This window comes from Novosphingobium sp. AP12 (genome assembly GCF_000281975.1).
GTDB lineage: Bacteria > Pseudomonadota > Alphaproteobacteria > Sphingomonadales > Sphingomonadaceae > Novosphingobium.
Genome location: NZ_AKKE01000158.1, coordinates 16,658 through 33,214 on the forward strand (window position 1 = coordinate 16,658; position 16,557 = coordinate 33,214).

The 16,557-nt window shown below is 63.4% G+C and carries 18 protein-coding genes; all 18 read right to left on the reverse strand.

Features of this window, described 5'->3' with window-relative positions:
- Window position 1: 1 nt before the first annotated feature.
- The 18 genes from PMI02_RS22500 to PMI02_RS22585 all read right to left on the reverse strand — a co-directional run bounded on the left by PMI02_RS22500 (window position 2) and on the right by PMI02_RS22585 (window position 16,531).
- Window positions 2-181 (reverse strand): hypothetical protein, encoded by a 180-nt coding sequence (locus PMI02_RS22500; RefSeq protein ID WP_007687335.1) that lies wholly within the window; start codon window positions 179-181, stop codon window positions 2-4.
- Window positions 178-2,805 carry a hypothetical protein gene (locus tag PMI02_RS22505; protein ID WP_157222656.1) on the reverse strand — a complete coding sequence of 876 codons (2,628 nt, stop codon included), beginning with the start codon at window positions 2,803-2,805 and terminating at the stop codon, window positions 178-180. Before PMI02_RS22505 ends, PMI02_RS22500 begins: the two co-directional genes overlap by 4 nt.
- Before the next feature lie 50 nt (window positions 2,806-2,855).
- The gene (locus PMI02_RS22510; RefSeq protein WP_007687339.1) at window positions 2,856-6,737 is read right to left on the reverse strand and encodes a hypothetical protein; all 3,882 of its coding nucleotides are present in this window, start codon (window positions 6,735-6,737) and stop codon (window positions 2,856-2,858) included.
- An 83-nt stretch (window positions 6,738-6,820) separates the two neighbouring features.
- Entirely contained in the window at window positions 6,821-7,075 is a 255-nt protein-coding gene (locus tag PMI02_RS22515) for a hypothetical protein (protein ID WP_007687341.1), read from the reverse strand.
- A gap of 30 nt (window positions 7,076-7,105) precedes the next feature.
- Complete coding sequence (locus PMI02_RS26090) at window positions 7,106-7,450, reverse strand: hypothetical protein (RefSeq protein WP_007687343.1); 345 nt, start codon at window positions 7,448-7,450, stop codon at window positions 7,106-7,108.
- A 68-nt stretch (window positions 7,451-7,518) separates the two neighbouring features.
- Entirely contained in the window at window positions 7,519-7,968 is a 450-nt protein-coding gene (locus PMI02_RS22525; protein ID WP_007687345.1) for a hypothetical protein, read from the reverse strand.
- 107 nt (window positions 7,969-8,075) lie between these two features.
- Window positions 8,076-8,549, reverse strand: a complete 474-nt coding sequence (locus PMI02_RS22530; RefSeq protein ID WP_007687347.1) for a hypothetical protein — start codon at window positions 8,547-8,549, stop codon at window positions 8,076-8,078.
- A 69-nt stretch (window positions 8,550-8,618) separates the two neighbouring features.
- A complete protein-coding gene (locus PMI02_RS22535) occupies window positions 8,619-8,825 on the reverse strand; it encodes a hypothetical protein (protein ID WP_007687349.1) in 207 nt (68 codons plus the stop codon).
- 1 nt (window position 8,826) lies between these two features.
- Complete coding sequence (locus tag PMI02_RS22540) at window positions 8,827-9,234, reverse strand: DUF3168 domain-containing protein (RefSeq protein WP_007687350.1); 408 nt, start codon at window positions 9,232-9,234, stop codon at window positions 8,827-8,829.
- Window positions 9,234-9,800, reverse strand: coding sequence for a hypothetical protein (locus PMI02_RS22545; RefSeq protein WP_007687353.1), 567 nt, complete (start codon window positions 9,798-9,800; stop codon window positions 9,234-9,236). The genes PMI02_RS22540 and PMI02_RS22545 overlap by 1 nt, the downstream gene beginning before the upstream one ends.
- A complete protein-coding gene (locus PMI02_RS22550; RefSeq protein WP_007687355.1) occupies window positions 9,797-10,150 on the reverse strand; it encodes a head-tail adaptor protein in 354 nt (117 codons plus the stop codon). Before PMI02_RS22550 ends, PMI02_RS22545 begins: the two co-directional genes overlap by 4 nt.
- Window positions 10,147-10,704, reverse strand: a complete 558-nt coding sequence (locus tag PMI02_RS22555; RefSeq protein WP_007687356.1) for a head-tail connector protein — start codon at window positions 10,702-10,704, stop codon at window positions 10,147-10,149. Before PMI02_RS22555 ends, PMI02_RS22550 begins: the two co-directional genes overlap by 4 nt.
- Window positions 10,704-11,018: a hypothetical protein gene (locus tag PMI02_RS22560; RefSeq protein WP_007687358.1), complete on the reverse strand. Its 315-nt coding sequence runs from the start codon at window positions 11,016-11,018 to the stop codon at window positions 10,704-10,706. Before PMI02_RS22560 ends, PMI02_RS22555 begins: the two co-directional genes overlap by 1 nt.
- 2 nt (window positions 11,019-11,020) lie before the next feature.
- Window positions 11,021-11,284: a hypothetical protein gene (locus PMI02_RS22565; RefSeq protein WP_007687360.1), complete on the reverse strand. Its 264-nt coding sequence runs from the start codon at window positions 11,282-11,284 to the stop codon at window positions 11,021-11,023.
- Window positions 11,285-11,377: 93 nt separating this feature from the next.
- Window positions 11,378-12,625: a phage major capsid protein gene (locus PMI02_RS22570; protein WP_238539143.1), complete on the reverse strand. Its 1,248-nt coding sequence runs from the start codon at window positions 12,623-12,625 to the stop codon at window positions 11,378-11,380.
- Between the two features lie 20 nt (window positions 12,626-12,645).
- Entirely contained in the window at window positions 12,646-13,464 is an 819-nt protein-coding gene (locus PMI02_RS22575) for an HK97 family phage prohead protease (RefSeq protein WP_007687364.1), read from the reverse strand.
- A gap of 2 nt (window positions 13,465-13,466) precedes the next feature.
- Window positions 13,467-14,849: a phage portal protein gene (locus PMI02_RS22580; RefSeq protein ID WP_007687366.1), complete on the reverse strand. Its 1,383-nt coding sequence runs from the start codon at window positions 14,847-14,849 to the stop codon at window positions 13,467-13,469.
- The gene (locus tag PMI02_RS22585) at window positions 14,849-16,531 is read right to left on the reverse strand and encodes a terminase large subunit (RefSeq protein ID WP_238539144.1); all 1,683 of its coding nucleotides are present in this window, start codon (window positions 16,529-16,531) and stop codon (window positions 14,849-14,851) included. The genes PMI02_RS22580 and PMI02_RS22585 overlap by 1 nt, the downstream gene beginning before the upstream one ends.
- Window positions 16,532-16,557: the final 26 nt, after the last annotated feature.

The window sequence follows — 16,557 nt, forward strand, 5'->3', positions numbered from 1 at the left end:
CTCAATCCTTCGGCTTGCGGGTGACATGGCCATCGACAACGATGTGCGTGGCATCCCAGTCGGGACGGAATTCAGTGACTTCGACGAAGGGACGGCCATCGACCTGTGCCCACTCGATCGGCCCCGTGGCGCACTCGCTGATGACGCCGGTGGCTGGATCGAAGAAGACGACCGCCGTCATGAGTAGACGATCGTCGTAGCGAGGTTGCGGCCTATGATGGTCATATTGGAAGGTCCTTCAAAGGCGACTTCGACGCTGTAGGTACCCGCCGCCAAGGTGTTCGAGCCGGCGAGAACCGCCGAGATTTCACTGGTCGCGCCGCCGACCGAGAAGACCTGAACGCCGCCGATCCGAAGCGTCAGGTTCGAGTTGGAAACTGAACCGGCGTAACTGATCGCCAGTGCGGCGAGGGCTTGGATGGAGCCAGGCGCAAGGAGCGTGACGGTGCGCGTGAGCACTGTCAGCTTAGTGCCCATACCGGCACCGGGTACCGGCGTTGAGGCAGCGACCGCAGCGAATTGCGCACTGTTGCCCGATCCAGCCTTCAGCCGGTCCACCTCAACGTTCGGCATCTTCACGGTGTCGCCGTCGATCTCGAACACGGCCTGGCTGAAGGTGCCAGCTGCATCCCAAACCCGGAAGTAGTCGGCGACAAAGTCGAAGCCGCCTTCGACCCCGTCATTATTGGCAAGGAAGCCGATGACATGTCCGTTGCTATCCAGCTTGACGCCGTAGCGCAGGAACAATCCGTCAACGGATTCTGCCAGGATCACGATCTCGGCGGTCTGGCCTTCGAACGTGGTCTCGAGCGCGAACAGCTGGGAGGCCAGCGCCTCATCCTCGCTCACACGCGCAGTTTGCTCTTCCAACACGAGGGCGCTGACATCGGCAATGCCGCCAGAGAGAGTTGCTGCCAGCGCGGCCCGCGCCGTCGCCTCGGCTTCGTCTGCGGTAACGCGCGCGTTTTGCTCGACCAATATCGCTGCATTCAGGTCGTTCACGGCGCCGTCTAAAGTGGCCGCAAGGGCCTGACGTAGATCGGCCTCGGCGCTGTCCGCGTCGGCCCGGGTCGAAGCCTCGCTGACGATCGCTGCCTGCAGGTCAGAGACCAAGCCGCCGACATCGGACTGAAAGAGCGAGATGGCCAATTCCCGTGCAGCCGTTTCGGCCGAGTCTGCAGAAGCGCGCACGACCTGCTCCAGTTCGATCGCGGCCATGGCGGCATCGATACCGTCGGTGGCGGTTGCCTCGATCGAGGTCAGCATCTCTATGAGCGCCTCGCCCTGTTCGGTGCGTTCGTTGATCTCCTGCCGGACGCGGGTTCCAATTTCGCTGCCATCGAGATGCGTCAGCCGTTCCCACCTGTCCTTCCGCTCTTCGGCGAGGATCTGCATGTTGTAGGTGGCGAGCAGGTTGTTGCGCTGCCGCTCGACGAGGGATTTAGCGCCCTCCACGATGTCTGCCGCGGTGGTGGTGGATGCGAGCGCCTTCAGCGCATCCATCGCGTCCTGCGCGTTGCCATCGCCTACGGGCGTGCCCGGAGGGGCGCCCACAGTAGCGTTCTCCTCCGGCTTGGTGCCATCCGGATCCGCAATGTCCGGCCAATCGACGGCAGCACCCAAAGGCTCAACTTTGCCTGCCGTGCTCAAGCCCTCGATCGAAAGCGAGAGGCGGCTGACCGTCGCGTCAACCTCGATCGAGAAGTCTTTGAAGAACCCGTATATGGTCAGGCTTTCCAGCCCATCCTTGCCGATCCACAGCGCCGGACGGGCCCGTACCGCCGCGATGCGGCCGGCGACGACATCGATGGCGTCGGTCCGGATCATCGCGCGGGCCGTCATGCGCTTCGCCCAGGCGCGCTCGACTACGATGACTTCGCCGAATTCGTCGGCTTCCTTGCGGCTGTAATCGTCGATCGCGGCTTTCGGGGAATCGGTCGTAGAGCCCAGGCCGACCAAGTCGCCGACCAGCAGCGTGCCCACCTCGACGATGCCTGGCCCCGCGATAGTCACGGTAACCTGGCCGCCCGTAGACGGCAGATCGAGGAAGGTGACGGTGCCGCTTTCATTCGGCGCCGTGGTCCGGTCATACGCCCCAGCTTGAACACGCACCGTCGCCGCGTGCACGTCGAGCAGCGCAACCGCGTTGATCACGCCGGCGGCGATCGTCACCGAGATCTGGTTCGCTGCCGAGGTTGCCGACCCCAGCGCCTCGTCAAACATAGCCCACCGGTTCGTGGGGCCAATGTCGAGCCATTTGCCGGACGCGGCCGCGGGATCGTCACCCAAGTTGCCCGGAACTACACTCTCGTAGATCCGGTGCGTCGCCGCCTTGATGACGTGCGCTCCAAGGGGGTAGGTGTCGCCCACCGCCCATTCGGGATAGTCAGTCTCTGGAACGGACGCAGCGACCAGTTCGGCGCCTACGACCGGCACCGGCTGCAGCAGCTGCAGTGAAGACGCCAGGCCGCTTGGCGCCGGATCGCCGCCGGGATCCGCGAACGGTTCCGATGCGGTCAGGCCCTCGACCGACAGAGTGCAGTAACTGACCGGCGGCAGCGCCAGGTCAATTTCGAAGTCCTTGTAGAAACCCTGGAAATTGAGCCAGTCGAACCGCTCGTCCGCAACCCACTGCACGGCCTGAGCGCGAAGGTTCGCCAGGTTCCGCTGTAGCGCATCGACTTCGGCGAACGGCGCGATCAGGCGCACCGACATGCGCCGCGCGAACCCGCGCTCCACAACCGTCGTCACGCCAAAGTCGTCGGTCTCCCGCCGGCTATAGTCGACGAGGCCGATGGTCGGCATCGCTTCAGTTACGCCAAGATCGATGACCTCGCTGTTGGCCCGAATGACCCTCATTTGGTGCCGGTCACCGAGATCGCGTTGCCGCCGGCGGCTGCCGTCACGTCATCGAATCTCTTCGCAATCTTTCCGGTGTTACCTGCAATCGCGGCGTTGCCGGTATTAATGTCCGTCCGCAGCTGAACCACCTCGGCCCGCAGGCCCCGCACCTCGGCCGCAAGATCGCTGGTCGCGGTCGCTTCGGCCGACGGCGTCGACGTGCTGGTGGCCGCGCTGGTCTCGGCAGCGGTCGAGGGCGATGTCGCAGACGCGTCCATGGCCTGGATGGCGTTGTAGACCCCTTCCAGAGTTGCGGCGGTCTGCGCCTTGATACGCTCCAGCTCCTGCCGGCTTGTCGCCGTGTTGCCAGCCACCTCGAGCAGCGACTGGCTCAGGTCCACCAGCCTGCCCGCAGCGGCCTGGTCGCCCCCGCGCGCAGCCGTCACGGCGGCATTGAACTGGCCCTGCAGGGCAGCGAAGCTGGCGGCGTCGCTGCCCCCGGTCAGCCCCCGAATGCGGTTGACCTCGTCCATCAGGTCGTCCCCGATCGATGACCATGCCTGGCGAAGCTGTTCCGCAGCAGTGGTGGCTGCGTCTTGGGCTTCCGTTAACTTCTCCTGCGCCGCGTTCGCATCCTCGATCGCATAGAGGCGCTGCAGCTCCGCGCGCTGCGCATCGCTGGTGGCGTCCTTCAGCTCCTTGGCGCGCGCAATGGCGGTCACGGTGGCGTCGTCGCCCTGGGCCTCGGCAATGCGCGAGCGAATGTCGTCGAGCGCATCCTTCTCCTTGTCCATCGCCTCTTGCCGCCTGATCGACAGCAGCTGCTCAAGCTGGGCATACTCCTCAGCACTGGCACCGGCCTCCTTGAAGATGGCGCGCAGGTTCGCAAATTCCTTGTCGATCGTGTCCAGCTCGGCGCCAACCGGATCGAGGTAGCCCTTCAGATCAGTAAAGACGCCTTCGAAGCTCATCGCCTTGGTCAGCTGGGCAGACAAATCATCACCCGCCTTCAGCAGGTTGTTGGTCGACTGACGGATGCCCGTGATGGCGCCGCGCTCGATCGCGAGTTTCATGGCGTAGGCGATCGCTGCTTCGGCATCGTCGTTGAAATCGACGGCGCCTTTCTTGACCTTCAGAGAAGTACCGCTGGCGTTGACGCGGTAGTCACCATGCCGGACGCCGACGCTGATATTCCCGAAATCGCCAATGAGGCCGCCGAACTGCGATGCCAGATCCGTCAGGCTGCTGAAGATGCTATTGCCGGCCGCGAGCGCCGCCTTCTCCGACGAGCCGCTGTTGCCGGACGTACCGGACACGCCTGCGGCCGACAGATCAACGCGGCCCCATTTCACCTTCGTCATCAGTCCGCCCAGGACATTGCCAATGATACCGCCGGCGATCGAGCCGAGCGGGCCTGCGAAGTCGCCGAGCCCCTTCGCGATGCCTTCCAGCCCTTTCGACAGCGCTTTCTCGACTACCTTGCTGCCGCCGAGAGCGCCGCCGATTGCTGATCCAGCCTGCTCGGAGGTCGACTGCTTGCCAAACAGCGCCGAGCTAGCGGCCATACCTGTGCCCGCGCCCTGGAGCAGGGGAACCATCGCTTTCGCGAATGCGCCGTCCTTCTTGAACACTTTGCTGACCTCGGCACCGATGGTGCTCGCGATCTTTTTGCCGTCCTGGTCGGTGCCGGTCATCCCGACGTTCAGAAGGTCGCCCAACTTGCCGCCCACGCTGCCGGTGTTGCCGGTCAAAATACCGAGGATCGCGCCGAGGCCTTCGCCCACTTTCCCGAGCTGACCCAGGATGCTGATCGTCTGCCGCAGGCGATCGTTATACCGATCAAGCGCGACGGTCTGCTTTTCGATGTCGTAAGCGACGTCGACCTGGGTCTTGTCGGCTTCGGCCTTGCGCCGGATCGCTGCGGCGGCCTCGGTATGCCCGATCTCGAGTTCACGCGCGGCATCCGCCTCGGCGCGCATCTGGATGGCGATCTTGGCATGCGCAGCAGCAATCCGCGCCAACTCGTCTTCTAGAGCATCGCCGGACAGACCTCGCAGCGCATCCAGACGGGCGGCGCCTAGATCCTTAGTCAGCTGCGTCTCGCGGCGCGTGTCGTCGATCGAGCGGTTGATCTGAGCAGTCAGCAGGTGATCTGCCGCTTCGCGACGCGCCTTGTTGTCCGCGATCTGGGCAGCAGTCAGCGCCTGAAGCGCCTTCTTCGCGGCCTCATAACCTTGCACGTCGCCATTGGCGCCGGCGACGTTCATCGCGGTCAGGAGACCACGCTGCTGCGCCATATCGGCAAGAGCGGTGGCAGCGTTCTCTACGTCTAGCTTCCCGGCCTTCACCGCGGCGTTGACGAAGTTTTGCGCCCGCGCCTGCTGATTGAGGTCGGCCGCTGCCTGGGCGCCCGCGACGATTTGCTCTGCCGTCGCCTTGCGAAGCTGCTGCGCGACGTAATCGGCGACGTCGGCCTGTCTCCTGATGCCCTGCTCCTGGGCACGCGCGGTTACTTCGGCCTTGAGCGCAGCCGCGTCGCTGACGCCGTAGGCGTCGGCCAGCTTGTACAGACCGGCTATCAGCGCGTCAGTCGCTGCGGATTCCCTCCCGAGCGTCTCGGCGCGCCTCTCCTCGGCAGTGGGCCCAGCTGGCTTCTTCTTAGCGTCTTCCGCGGCCTTGATCGCCTTGTCTCGCGAGACCTGCGCAGCTGTCTCCAGTTCGATATATCGCTTTTGGCTGATGAGCCCGCGAGCGCGCTGATCGTTGAGCGATTGGAGGTTCCGCTCATACTTGCCGGTGGCAGCGGCCGCAGCGTCGATCGACTCCTTCACGGCGCGCTGATCAAGCGGTATCTCAGCACGGCGCTGAGTTTCCAGAGCTTTCGCAATGGCAGCATTGGCTTCATCCAGGCGCTTCTGCACGCGTTCGACTTCGGCCGCGTACTGGTTCGCTACGAGCGACTGCGCACCGCCAGGGCCACCGGCGAAGATGTGTTGGCTCTTGGCGTTCTCGGCCAATACTTTCTGCTGCTCAAGAAGAGCCGCCGTCTCGCTGCGAATTTGCAGGGCGGTTTCGGCATGCGATTTCGCCAGATTGTAGGCGTCTATTTCAGCTTGCCGGGAGGTCGTCTGAGACTTCACGAGTTCTTCGTTCTGATCTCGGATTGCGGCAGTGACCCCCTCCAGCGTTCTCCCAAATGCATCCTTTGCTTTGGCTACTGCGACAGTTTCGATCGCGTCGTTGCGCAGCTTCTCCACCCCCTCGGCTAAGGTGTCGTTGGTCTCAAACAGCTTGGCCACCAAGGGCGCAAGCAAAGCCAAGGCGGTGGTGATGCCGATACCCCAGCTGCTGCTGAAGAATTTGATGAAGGCATTAGTGCTGGTGCCCGCGACGCTCATGCCAACAGCGATGTCAGGAAGCTGCATGGCGAAAGCCTGGACGGCGCTGGTGCCGGCCATGACCTGCTGGCCCACCTGGCTCATCTGCATGGCGAACTGCCTACTCGCCCCGCTGCTGGTCGCAACGGCCTTGCCCACGTTCTGATATGTCGAGACGGCGCCGCGCAGCTGTTCGACAAACTGTTTATGCGTGATCGCACCCTCGGCCAGACTCTGGCGGAGTAGAGCGACCTGCTGTTTGTATTTCTGCAAGGATGCCCATGCGGGATCTACCGACGCCTTCAACCTGGCGACGTCGCGCGAGAAAGCGATTACGTTCGCGCTTGCGCCCTTGCCGATCCCGGCGAGGTTGTCGTTCGCAAACTTGGCACTGCGCGCAATATCGCCGCTCGCTGCACTCACCAGACGCTTGCACTTATCCATGTCAGCCTGAAGACGTGCGATTTCCGCCACGATTTCAATCGAAAGACGGCCGGCGGGGATACCGTTTCCTGACATGAGCCATCCTTCTAATAAATAAGGGCAGCTAATTGAGCCGCCCTTGGAGGTTGATTTAAGTATTTAGATTTGCGGATGCAAAACTATGGAGCAGCGAGTTGACCTGCCGGGGCCGCGCAGTCCAGATAGGCGCGCATGTGCCATTCCTTGTACGCAGCTTCGTCGTGCGCTTCTAAAACGGCTGCCTCGACCTTTTGGGCCGCGCGACACTTCTCGCCGTTTGTCACTGAGGTGAGATTTCCGACCATCTCGTACTCTTTGATTGCCGCCTCGGTCGGGCTCTCACCACATGCCGAAAGGGTAACGAGCAGCGGGGCCGCGAGGATGATGCATTTCATGTCTGCGACAATACATCTAGGCAGCGCAGTTCAAACCTTCTTTCGTGCCGCGAAAGCCTTGACCATAGCCGTGAACTGATCATCGACCCGCTTCTGGGCCGCTACCTGGTCGGCCTTCAACCGCGGTTCGATGCAGGCAGGCTTCCGGGCATCTTCACGCTGGTTGACGTAGGCGCGGGAGAGGCGGCGCAGCGTCCGCGCCTCCCATGGGGTCAGGTCGACCCCCATGATGCGAGTCCATGCCGCCATGTGGCGGAAATCGATGGCCGCATCCCCCATGCCCGCCGGCGCGCTGGGCCCGATCTCGAACAGCCAGTCCGATAGGTAGGGCAAAGGATTGAGCGGCAGCACCGGCTCCAGACCCTGCGCCTTCATCGTTTCAAGCCGCGTTGCCGGGTCGGGGGCTTTTCCCTTCCCGGCATGCTCCGGCGCCGGAGCGGTGTTTAGCCAGGCGAGTTGCCGGACCCAAAGCTCGAGAGAGCCTGCGAGGCCTTCATAAAATTTTCCCAGTTCTTGGTGTCGGCTTCCATGTGGTCGCGGATGAAACCAAGCAGGGGATCGCTGTAGACAGCATGAACGGTGTCTTTCTCGCCATGCACGTCGTCGAATTCGAGATTGTTGAACCGCTTCGTGATCGCACAAAGGAATTCGACGGTGTCTTCCGCCTCATTGTCGAGAGCGGCTTCAAACTTGCCATTGGCCTCGCGCGAACGCTTGATCGCCTTGCGGCGCTTGGCGGCGTCGGCAACCTGCCAGATCTTCGTGCCTGGGCCGAAAACGGTCGCGGTGACCGGGGCGCCCGTGTCCGGGTCGCGAAGGGGTACGCCATCGGCGTTCTTGATGGGAAGATCGCTGACGTCGGCGACGCGCTTGCTCGTGATGTTCAGAGCCATGGGGTATTAACCTCTCAGGGAAGGGTGCCGGCCGATCACCCTGATGACCGACCGACGTAGGAGGCCACGCCGAGGGCGGGCCGAAGCTCAGGGGCGACGAAGGCCGGTTAATCCGGCGCGATGATGACCAGGCCATCCTCGTCGTCCGAAACGATCGTGTATTCGAACGTGATCTGGCGGGTGGCGACGGTGTTCACATCACCGTAGTTCTTGGTCCCACCCATCACGAGCGCGCGGGCGCAAATGTCGCCGAGGCGCGGGTGCGAGATGATGACGGAATAGGGATCGTCGTCGGTGGTCGCGGTATCAACCAACAGCTGCCCGGCGTCGTCGGGGTCGATGCCGACGGTAACCGTCTGGGTGCCCAGCGTGTAGCCGCCCTTGGCCTTGCTTTCGCCGCGACTGGCGATGTTGCGCCAGCTGACGATTTCATAAACCCGGTCCGGAATATCGCCGAGGTCGCTGACCTCGCCGATGGCCGTCGCGGTGGCTTTCAGGGTCGTATAGCCGGCTTCGTTGTAGGTTGCCGGAGCAGCCTTTGCGAGAAGCAGCTTCGTCCCGGCCGAAGTATAGACCGTCATCTGTGTTCTCCATGAGGAAAAGCCCGGCGTCTGCCGGGGGTGGATATCGCCGGGGACGGCAATCTGGGATCAGTCGGCGGGGGCGCTCGACTTGGTTTCGGTCGCTTTCGCCGCTGCAGTGGTCGGCGGAGCCGCCTTGTTCTGCGCCGGGCCGCGCTTGAAACGCCCGGTCGGCTTTAGTTCTTCGAACTGGCCTGCAGGCATCGGAACGGTGTCGCCCTTTTCGTAGGTCTTGCCATTTAGGGTCGTGCGGCGAGTTGCGATGGCGTCGATCATGTCAACGAGACTCCGTGTAGGTCGTGATAAAGTCCTGCGAGCCGATCCAGATGGAGGCCTCTTCGGCCATCAGGTCCGGGCCGGCGCCGGCCGTGTGGATTGTCACGTCGGCGATGCCAGCTACCTCCGGATTGACTTGGTCAGCGGCGGCGCGTTTCACGGCGCGAAGGAGCGCCTTCTGCTCCGGATAATTGCGAGCCATCACGGTGACCTGCACGCGCTCGTGGACATGCCGGGATGCGCCAGGCGACGGGATGTTCCGGTCCACCGTGGACACGCTTTCCAGCATGATCGACGGGAGCGAGGCCCCCAGTCCTCGCGGACCCGCACTAGTATCATCTTCAGGCACCAGGAGGCGAAGCTCATCGTCAGCAATGAGCACCGAGCGGATAGCGGCCACACCGTCCATCAGGCAGCCTCATCTTCCGCCGCAGCGAGGTTGAAGCCTGTCTTTCGCTCGACCACGCCGACGATCTTGTCTCGAAACGCGGCGATCGCTTGTTCCGCAGTCATGTCGAGGGAAACTCGCATGAACGGGTGTGCTGCGTGGCCTGGGTGGCGCACGATGCCGGACACGAAGCGGTCACCAATTTTCAGCACGCCGGTGTTAACCTTGCCTTTGCCTTCGGCCGCCTTCCGGATCGCAACGCGGCCTTGGCGCGCTCCAGTTCGCGCGATGAGGTGCGGTGCAACCCCGTATTCGGCGAAGTAGCCCAGGAACCCGTCCGGCTTGCGCTCATCGACGTAGATCCTGATCGAATAGGTGCCGTCCTGGTTTTTCCGGGACGAGCCCTTTGTGATGGCGGCAGCGACTTGGGCCGACCACGTCCCGGCGCGCAAACGCGCCTCCTCCATCGGCGGGTTTGCTGCGGCAACGAGACCCGAACGGATAGCTTGGGACTCAATCCTTTTTCCAAGCGCCGTGAGCGTCGCAGCGATCTGCTTGGCCCCGGAAACTGGTAAGTTCCGGCTCATGGATCATGCCCCTCGGCGCTAAGTTCCTCAGCCATCATCTCCCACTCCTTGCGGTGACCCTTTTCCGCTGGGCCTGCGACGATGCGGAGCTTGCGACCGTCGATGTCGATCCGCATGCTCGATGTGACATCTATCCCGTCGAAATAATCCACTCTGATGCGGGCCGGCCGGCGCTGGATGTTGACGTTCTGGTCGATGTTCTCGGAGCGTGAAGGCAGCACGTCCTGCACTTCGGCCCAGGCATCCGACGCCTTTACCCAGCCGCCCTCGACCTTCGTGCCGTACGTCGGTTCGCGAGTGAACTCGCGAACCTCGAAGATGACGAAGACATCGCGCTTACCGATGCTCATGCGAACACCCGAAACGGCTGCAGCAAGTTTTCGACAGTCGTTGACATCGGGATGGACGCGGTGCTGGTGCCGGCGGCCGTCGTCTCCCGGTTGGCGTAGAGGTCACCCGTCATCAGCAGGATGGCGGCGCGGATAGCTGGCGGGAGGGTGTCGTAGCCGGCCCGGTACTGGATGCGCACCGATTCGGGCTGGGCGAGCACCGAGGGCCAGCGCTTCCCGAAAGCCGAACCGATTAGCAGGCCGCGCACCTCATACTCTGACGGCAGAATGGTAACCTCGGCAGCGGCGGCATCGAGGTGCTTCACGCTGACAATGTCGACGATCGGGGGGAACGGCAGGCGCATGCAGTCGCGGAACACGTCTTCGCGAACCTCCAGCGTCTGCATCCCGATCGCGCGGCCGAGCCATCCCTCCGGCCCGTCGATGTGCCCGGTCGCCGCCGCTACGTAGGCTTTGATGAGGTCGTCTTCGGCGCCATGCCGCACTCGCAGATGGGCTTTCGCTTCATCAAGCGAGACCACAGGCTCAGGCGGCGTAACGACGAAGACGCGCATTAGGCTATGGCCGCAGCCGTGGGCAGAGACACGCCGCGCGCCGTGTTGGCGCTGTTACGGGTGCCGGTGGCCGTTACTTCGTATGTCAGAGTTGCCCCAACATCTGCGGCCTGGACGACATAGGTTGTCGCGGTAGCCGCCGCGATGGCCACACCATTACGGAGCCAGCGGCGAGAGGTATCCGAACCATCGGCGATCGTTCCGCTCGCGCCCGTGAGCGTCTGGCCGACCTGGGCGGTGCCGGTGATCGTCGGCCGAGCGGTGAACCTCGGCACGCAGACAAAGCCGCGCGAGCGGCGAGCGGAACGTGCCATGGTCAGGCCGCCTTGTTGTCAGGCTTGGGGGCCTGCTTGTTCTCGGGCTTCGGGCCGTCCTTGCCGCCGGCATCGTCCTGCTTGGACTCGTCGACGTCGAGGGCATGCTGGTGACCAGCCTTGACTTCCTTCTCGGTGGCCTCGCGCACGAGGCCCTTCTTCTCCAACTCCTCGAAGCGGCCATTGGCCATGTCAGTGAGGATCATGCCGGCTGTGACGCTGCCGTTGTCACCGAAGTGATCGTCCAAAACATATGCGTTTTTCATGGGTCTCTCCTTCTCAGGTCAGAGGCGCACACGGCGCCGCTGACCGGAAAAGAGGTCCCTCGGAATTCCGAGGGACCTCGATCCTCGCGCCGGTCAGGCGATGACCAGCGAGCCCTTCACCAGCGCGCCGGGACGACGCACCACGAGGGCGAGGCGCTTTTCCGCACGAACGGTCAGCATGTTCTTGATGAAGTTGTCGCGGTCCTGGTCGGAGATGCGGACTTCAGTGTCCATGCGGTCGAAGATCTGGCCGGCGAGCTTGAAGTTGCCGGTCAGGAAGTTCGAGGCGCCGATGCGCTTGGTCGACACGACTGGGCGACCCCAGAGGATCGGGCCGGCCACGCCCTGAGGGTTAGCGAAGATGTAGCCGTTCGCCGCGTCCTTGGTCAGCTCGATATTTGCCCAGGACGTGGGGTGCAGGACGATGCCGTCCGGCGCGTAGTCCGCCAACTCGACCTGCAGGATGGCGAGGCGCAGACGATCGATGCGGGTTTCCCCAGTGACCACGACCCCGGCCGGCTGAGCATACGCAGTCGCCTGCGTGTACAGGCCGTTGATGTGCTGGCCCGTGCCGTCCCCGAGGAGCAGTTCCGCATCTTCGACGTCGTCGAGGCCGTAGCGCAGTTCGCCGTCGATCAGGCTTTCCAGCTGGGGGATGTCGTCCATCGCCTGGCGCGACACCGGGACCCAGTGGGCGATGGTGCGAACCGGGGCATTGGCGACGTCCCAGGTGTAGTTCGATTCGGGCTTCTGCGCCGTTTCTGCGGTAGCGGCGGCGGCGTTGGTGCGCGCCGTCTGGTAGGCATACTCGATCGAGTTGCCATCGGTGCGGCCCGGGGTCAGGAGATCGCGGACGCGCATCTGCTGGCGCTGCAGGCCGACGATCTCGGTCTGGCGGTCGGGACGGATCAGGCCGCCACCCGAACCGGTCGCGGTGGTGACCGCCTTCACGCTGAAACCGACGGTGCCCTTGCATCCAGCCTCGATGTACGACTTGACGTCGGGGTGGTTGGCGACTTCGACGCCGAGGCTCTTGAGCAGCTGCTCATCATCACCGCCGCCGCGGCGGGACTGGGCAAGCTTCTGGGAAAGTTCCGTAACCTCACCGCGGATGGCTTCCAGGTCGACAAGCGCCTTGTCTGCCTTCTCCTTGGTTTCGGTCGTGATACGTTCGCCGGCCTCGCTCTTCGTCTTGAACTCGACGGCAAAGCCCTTCACCTCCTCGAGGGCGTGGGCGAGACGCTGGTCGAGCGACTTCTCTTCCTGGTCGCCATCCTTCTTGCGGCCAAACTCCGGCACATGTCGGGCGCCGACGGCGAGGGCCGCGGCAGAAACGATCATATTCATGATGGGTACTCGCGTCAGGCGGACTTCAGGGAGAAGCCGGCCAGGGTGTCCGAAAGAGCCTTGAGGCTCGGGTTGTTCGTCAGGTCACGCTCGGACTCCCTCCGGCGTAGTTCACTCAGGCCGTTGCCGACGAGGCCGGCGGCCCGGGTTTTCGAGAAGCCTGCCTCGCGCAGGAACTTCTCAAATTCGCGATCTGTGGGAAGCTCCCCATGGGCGAGCTTCAGTTTGACGGCTTCGACCCGCGCATCGTCGTTGGCAGGGAAGGTCACCAGGCTGATCTCAACGAGATCCAGCTTGGTCAGGGTGCGAATGCCCGTTTTCTCGTCGAAACTGCTCTCGCGAACCCAGTAGCCGATCGACAGGCCGGTGACGGTGCGGGCCTTCATGTGGGCGAAGGCGCGCTGTTCCATAGCGCCAGCGTCGAGAAGGATCTGCCCGTCGCCGAAAAGGCCGCGATCGTCTTCCTGCAGATTGGACCAGGCGCCGATCGGCTCGCTGGACTGATGCTGCCAGAGGATCGGCACCGGGCGCCCCTTGCCCTGTATCTCGGCAAGGCTGTCGGTGAATGCGCCCCGCGCGACAACCTCGTTGTAGCTGTCGACCACATCCCAGACGGAGCCGTAGCCGTTGAAGCTACCGTCGTCCTGGACGGCCTTCACCTCGAAATCGAAGTCGCGGACCTTTAGGGCACCGCTATGCTTGCGACCGAACAACGGGCGCTCAAGCAGGGGAGTGCGCATGTCATCCCCGTGAATGAACATTCCGGCCTCGTCTTGCGCGCGCAGCATCGCGAAGCGCGCCGCACGTTCAGCGATGACGTCGTCGATTTTCATCGTCACTTCTCCTGGGGGACGCCGGCCAGATGATTTATGATGGCGCTTCGGCGGGCTAATTCAGCCGGGTCCGGGTTTCCGGCATCGAGGCTGAGGCCCAGCCAGTTGATGAGAGCCGAGCGAGCTTGCTGGTCGGCTCCGGCGCTCGTCTTCCCCAACATGTCGAGCGGCACCAAGTTAGACTGCACGGTCAGGATGTTGTCGCCGGGCATCGACGGCAGGTTTTCCTTCGAGCGCATCTCACCGCGCGTCATCACGCCGTTCTGTCCAAAGGCCGAGTACAGGGCTGCACGGGCGGCACTGTCGGCGGCCATGAGTGCTTCGCGATTGATCTCGGGGTAGACGCGCTTGCGGTCTGCGGCGGGCAGTAGCTGCTTCTTCACAGCCTGCTGGATGTTGGTCAGCAGAGGGTTGAGAAGCAGGGTTTGCCAGCCGAGCAGGAGCTGCTCGATGCCGCTGCCCCACATCGTCTGGCCCTTGGCGGCATGGCCGATAAGCATTGGTAGCATGCCGAACCAACGGCAGATTTCCTCGACGTCCCAGGCTCGCGATTCCAGCAGCTGGACCTCGGCCGGGTTCATCTTGAGCGGAGCGAACTTGAAGTCCTTCTCCAGCGGCACGATGCGACCGCGCATGGCATCGCCAACGAACGTGTCGAAGATGGCAATAAGGTCGGAGCGCTGCTCAGGGCTGAGCTTTGTCCCGGCTGTTTCCATGAAGCCGGCCAGCTGCAGGCCGCTGCGGAATGTATCGGCAGCCGTCTTGTTGGCAGCCATGGCTCCGCCGAGCGTGCGCCGGCCGAACTCGATAGCTGAAAGCCCTACGTCGCCGCCAAGGGTCAGGCCGCGCAGGTGGAAGATCTTGTCGGCCGGGAGCTCCTCGGTCTTGCCTCGGTCGGCGACCAGGTACACCCGCTCGTTGTAGCGGTTGCGGGCGACCTGCACGAGATGCGGCGCGATCGGCGTCAATGCGGTGACCCGCTGCCCCAGCGTCTCTTTCTCGGCGTAAGCGTTGCCCCAGAGGTCCATCGCGGCGACCTGCCCAGACCAGAACTCTGCAGCGGTCTGGTCCCGGTTCGGTTCCTCATGGACCAGGTCGTAGAGCCAATGGTCGGGCTTGCTCTTCCGACCGCCGTCGGCAGCCTTTTCGAAAACACCCATACCCATGGACCCGACGACGTCGGATTTCAGCCGGACGCAGGCCCAAGCGGCAGGAAGGCCGAGCGTGGTCTTCTGGTTTACCGTCTGGCCAGCACTATCAATGCCTGAGGCGATCGCATGTTTGCGCCGCGTCGGCTCGTCCTCGGGCGCGCCGCTCAGCTTGCCGTTGCTCTGTGAGCCCGAGCCCCAGCTCAGTACCGAGCCCACCCACTCCCCGAAACCCATCAGGCTGCTTTCATCTGGGAGATGAAGTCGTCGAGAGTGTTGTCGATGTCGTCCGGTTGGATCATCGGCTTAGTCGCGTTGATCATGGCGTCTACTCCGTCGATCTTGTTCTGGCTGTTCGGCGTCACCTTCTTCGGAAGGAGGCTGCCGTTGATGCGCCGGTCGACGACCGCGTTGCCGATCATCCACGTCATCACTGGGTTGGCGTCGTGGCGCAGTCGTTTCGCACCGGCCGTCACGCGGGCCTCGATGTCCCGGGCGGGGTCCGTGAAATTGTTGGCGTTCTTCGACATCTGCTCGGCGAAGGGTTGGCCGCCGTCATCCAGATCCTCGTTCAATCGGGAAGCCATGGCGAGGCCGCTGTTCCACTGGTCGAAGGTGGCTTTGTGGACTGCCAGCTGCTCCTTCAGGTCCCGGATCTGCGCTTCGATGACACGGTGGTCGATGAAGTCGCCCTCGGTTGTGACCAGGTGTCCGTCCTTCGCCCACTTCCGGTACATCTCAGTGGCCTGCTTGGTGGTAGCATCCTCCCGCAACAGACGCGCTTCTGGGCAGTAGAACCAGCTCTTCACCAGCAAGCGATCGTCCTCCCCCATCGCTGCAAGCACGATAGCCGAGAGATCATCCACGTTCGAAAGGTCAGCGCCGATGTAACAGTCGAGGCCCCGGAAATCTTCCAGCGTCAGCGTGGGGTCCGAGCAGGCGATCCACTTCGAGACGTTCAACCAGGCGCTGGCCGCGCCCATCCACTTGTTGAGACGCTTCGTGAAGAACTCGCCCTCAGATCCCGGCGCGCCCTTCGCACCCGTTGCCTGGCGCCGCATGGCGGCGAGGCTGGGCGTGACGGGCATGAGCGGATTGGCCTTGATCCAGTTCGCCTCGTCGTAGGGGTCATCCCCTGTCTTGCGCTCGGGCTTGAAATCCTTGGCTTCGTCGAGGGTGAAGATGATGGCGAAGAAGTGCTCGGCAGCGAGGGACTTCTCCAGCACCTTGGCCGCGTAGCTGCGCTGCTCGTAGCAAACCCCGTGCAGGTCAAATCCTGCTGTCGTGATCTTCCAGTACAGCGGGTTGCGACGTGAGCCGTCCGCCGAGTGGATGACGTCGAAGAGCGCGCGATCCTTGTGAGCGTGCAGCTCGTCGAGCACCGCGACGTGCGGGTTGTGGCCGTCCTGCGTCGAGCCCTTGGAGTTGATGGTCTGGATCTCGCCGGCATTGTCGGCGATCGTGATGGACTTGGCCCAGACCTGAAGCCCGAAGGCTTCCTGAAGGGCGGGAGAGCGCATCGCCATGATGCGCGCCGGCTTGAAAACCTTCAGCGCCTGGGCGCCGGTCGTGGCCCCGATCAGGATGAGCGGGCCCGGCTCGTTCTCGCAGCAGGCGCAATAGAGGACGACACCGGCCGTTAGCGTGGACTTCGCGCCCTTGCGGGCCATCTCGATGTACACATCGGTGAACCGGCGCAGGCCGGTGGCCTTGTCCCGCCAGCCAAACACGGTGGCGAGGATGAAAACCTGCACCGGCTCGAGCGAGAGGTTCGGAGTCTCCCACTGGCCTTCGACGTGCGGCAGCTTTTCGATGAAGTCGCAGACGTCGTTCGCGTGCCACTCGTCGTACCGGTATGGGTAGTTCCGGCGGCGCGAGCGCTTCAGATCGTCGAGGTGCCGCTGCGCCGCCTGGCGCACGAACTTGCAGTACTTGCGCTGCTTCT

Coding starts and splice junctions, on each gene's coding strand:
- PMI02_RS22500 (WP_007687335.1), bottom strand. CDS start 181: ATGACGGCGGTCGTCTTCTTCGATCCAGCCACCGGCGTCATCAGCGAG.
- PMI02_RS22505 (WP_157222656.1), bottom strand. CDS start 2,805: ATGCCGACCATCGGCCTCGTCGACTATAGCCGGCGGGAGACCGACGAC.
- PMI02_RS22510 (WP_007687339.1), bottom strand. CDS start 6,737: ATGTCAGGAAACGGTATCCCCGCCGGCCGTCTTTCGATTGAAATCGTG.
- PMI02_RS22515 (WP_007687341.1), bottom strand. CDS start 7,075: ATGAAATGCATCATCCTCGCGGCCCCGCTGCTCGTTACCCTTTCGGCA.
- PMI02_RS26090 (WP_007687343.1), bottom strand. CDS start 7,450: ATGAAGGCGCAGGGTCTGGAGCCGGTGCTGCCGCTCAATCCTTTGCCC.
- PMI02_RS22525 (WP_007687345.1), bottom strand. CDS start 7,968: ATGGCTCTGAACATCACGAGCAAGCGCGTCGCCGACGTCAGCGATCTT.
- PMI02_RS22530 (WP_007687347.1), bottom strand. CDS start 8,549: ATGACGGTCTATACTTCGGCCGGGACGAAGCTGCTTCTCGCAAAGGCT.
- PMI02_RS22535 (WP_007687349.1), bottom strand. CDS start 8,825: ATGATCGACGCCATCGCAACTCGCCGCACGACCCTAAATGGCAAGACC.
- PMI02_RS22540 (WP_007687350.1), bottom strand. CDS start 9,234: ATGGACGGTGTGGCCGCTATCCGCTCGGTGCTCATTGCTGACGATGAG.
- PMI02_RS22545 (WP_007687353.1), bottom strand. CDS start 9,800: ATGAGCCGGAACTTACCAGTTTCCGGGGCCAAGCAGATCGCTGCGACG.
- PMI02_RS22550 (WP_007687355.1), bottom strand. CDS start 10,150: ATGAGCATCGGTAAGCGCGATGTCTTCGTCATCTTCGAGGTTCGCGAG.
- PMI02_RS22555 (WP_007687356.1), bottom strand. CDS start 10,704: ATGCGCGTCTTCGTCGTTACGCCGCCTGAGCCTGTGGTCTCGCTTGAT.
- PMI02_RS22560 (WP_007687358.1), bottom strand. CDS start 11,018: ATGGCACGTTCCGCTCGCCGCTCGCGCGGCTTTGTCTGCGTGCCGAGG.
- PMI02_RS22565 (WP_007687360.1), bottom strand. CDS start 11,284: ATGAAAAACGCATATGTTTTGGACGATCACTTCGGTGACAACGGCAGC.
- PMI02_RS22570 (WP_238539143.1), bottom strand. CDS start 12,625: ATGATCGTTTCTGCCGCGGCCCTCGCCGTCGGCGCCCGACATGTGCCG.
- PMI02_RS22575 (WP_007687364.1), bottom strand. CDS start 13,464: ATGAAAATCGACGACGTCATCGCTGAACGTGCGGCGCGCTTCGCGATG.
- PMI02_RS22580 (WP_007687366.1), bottom strand. CDS start 14,849: ATGGGTTTCGGGGAGTGGGTGGGCTCGGTACTGAGCTGGGGCTCGGGC.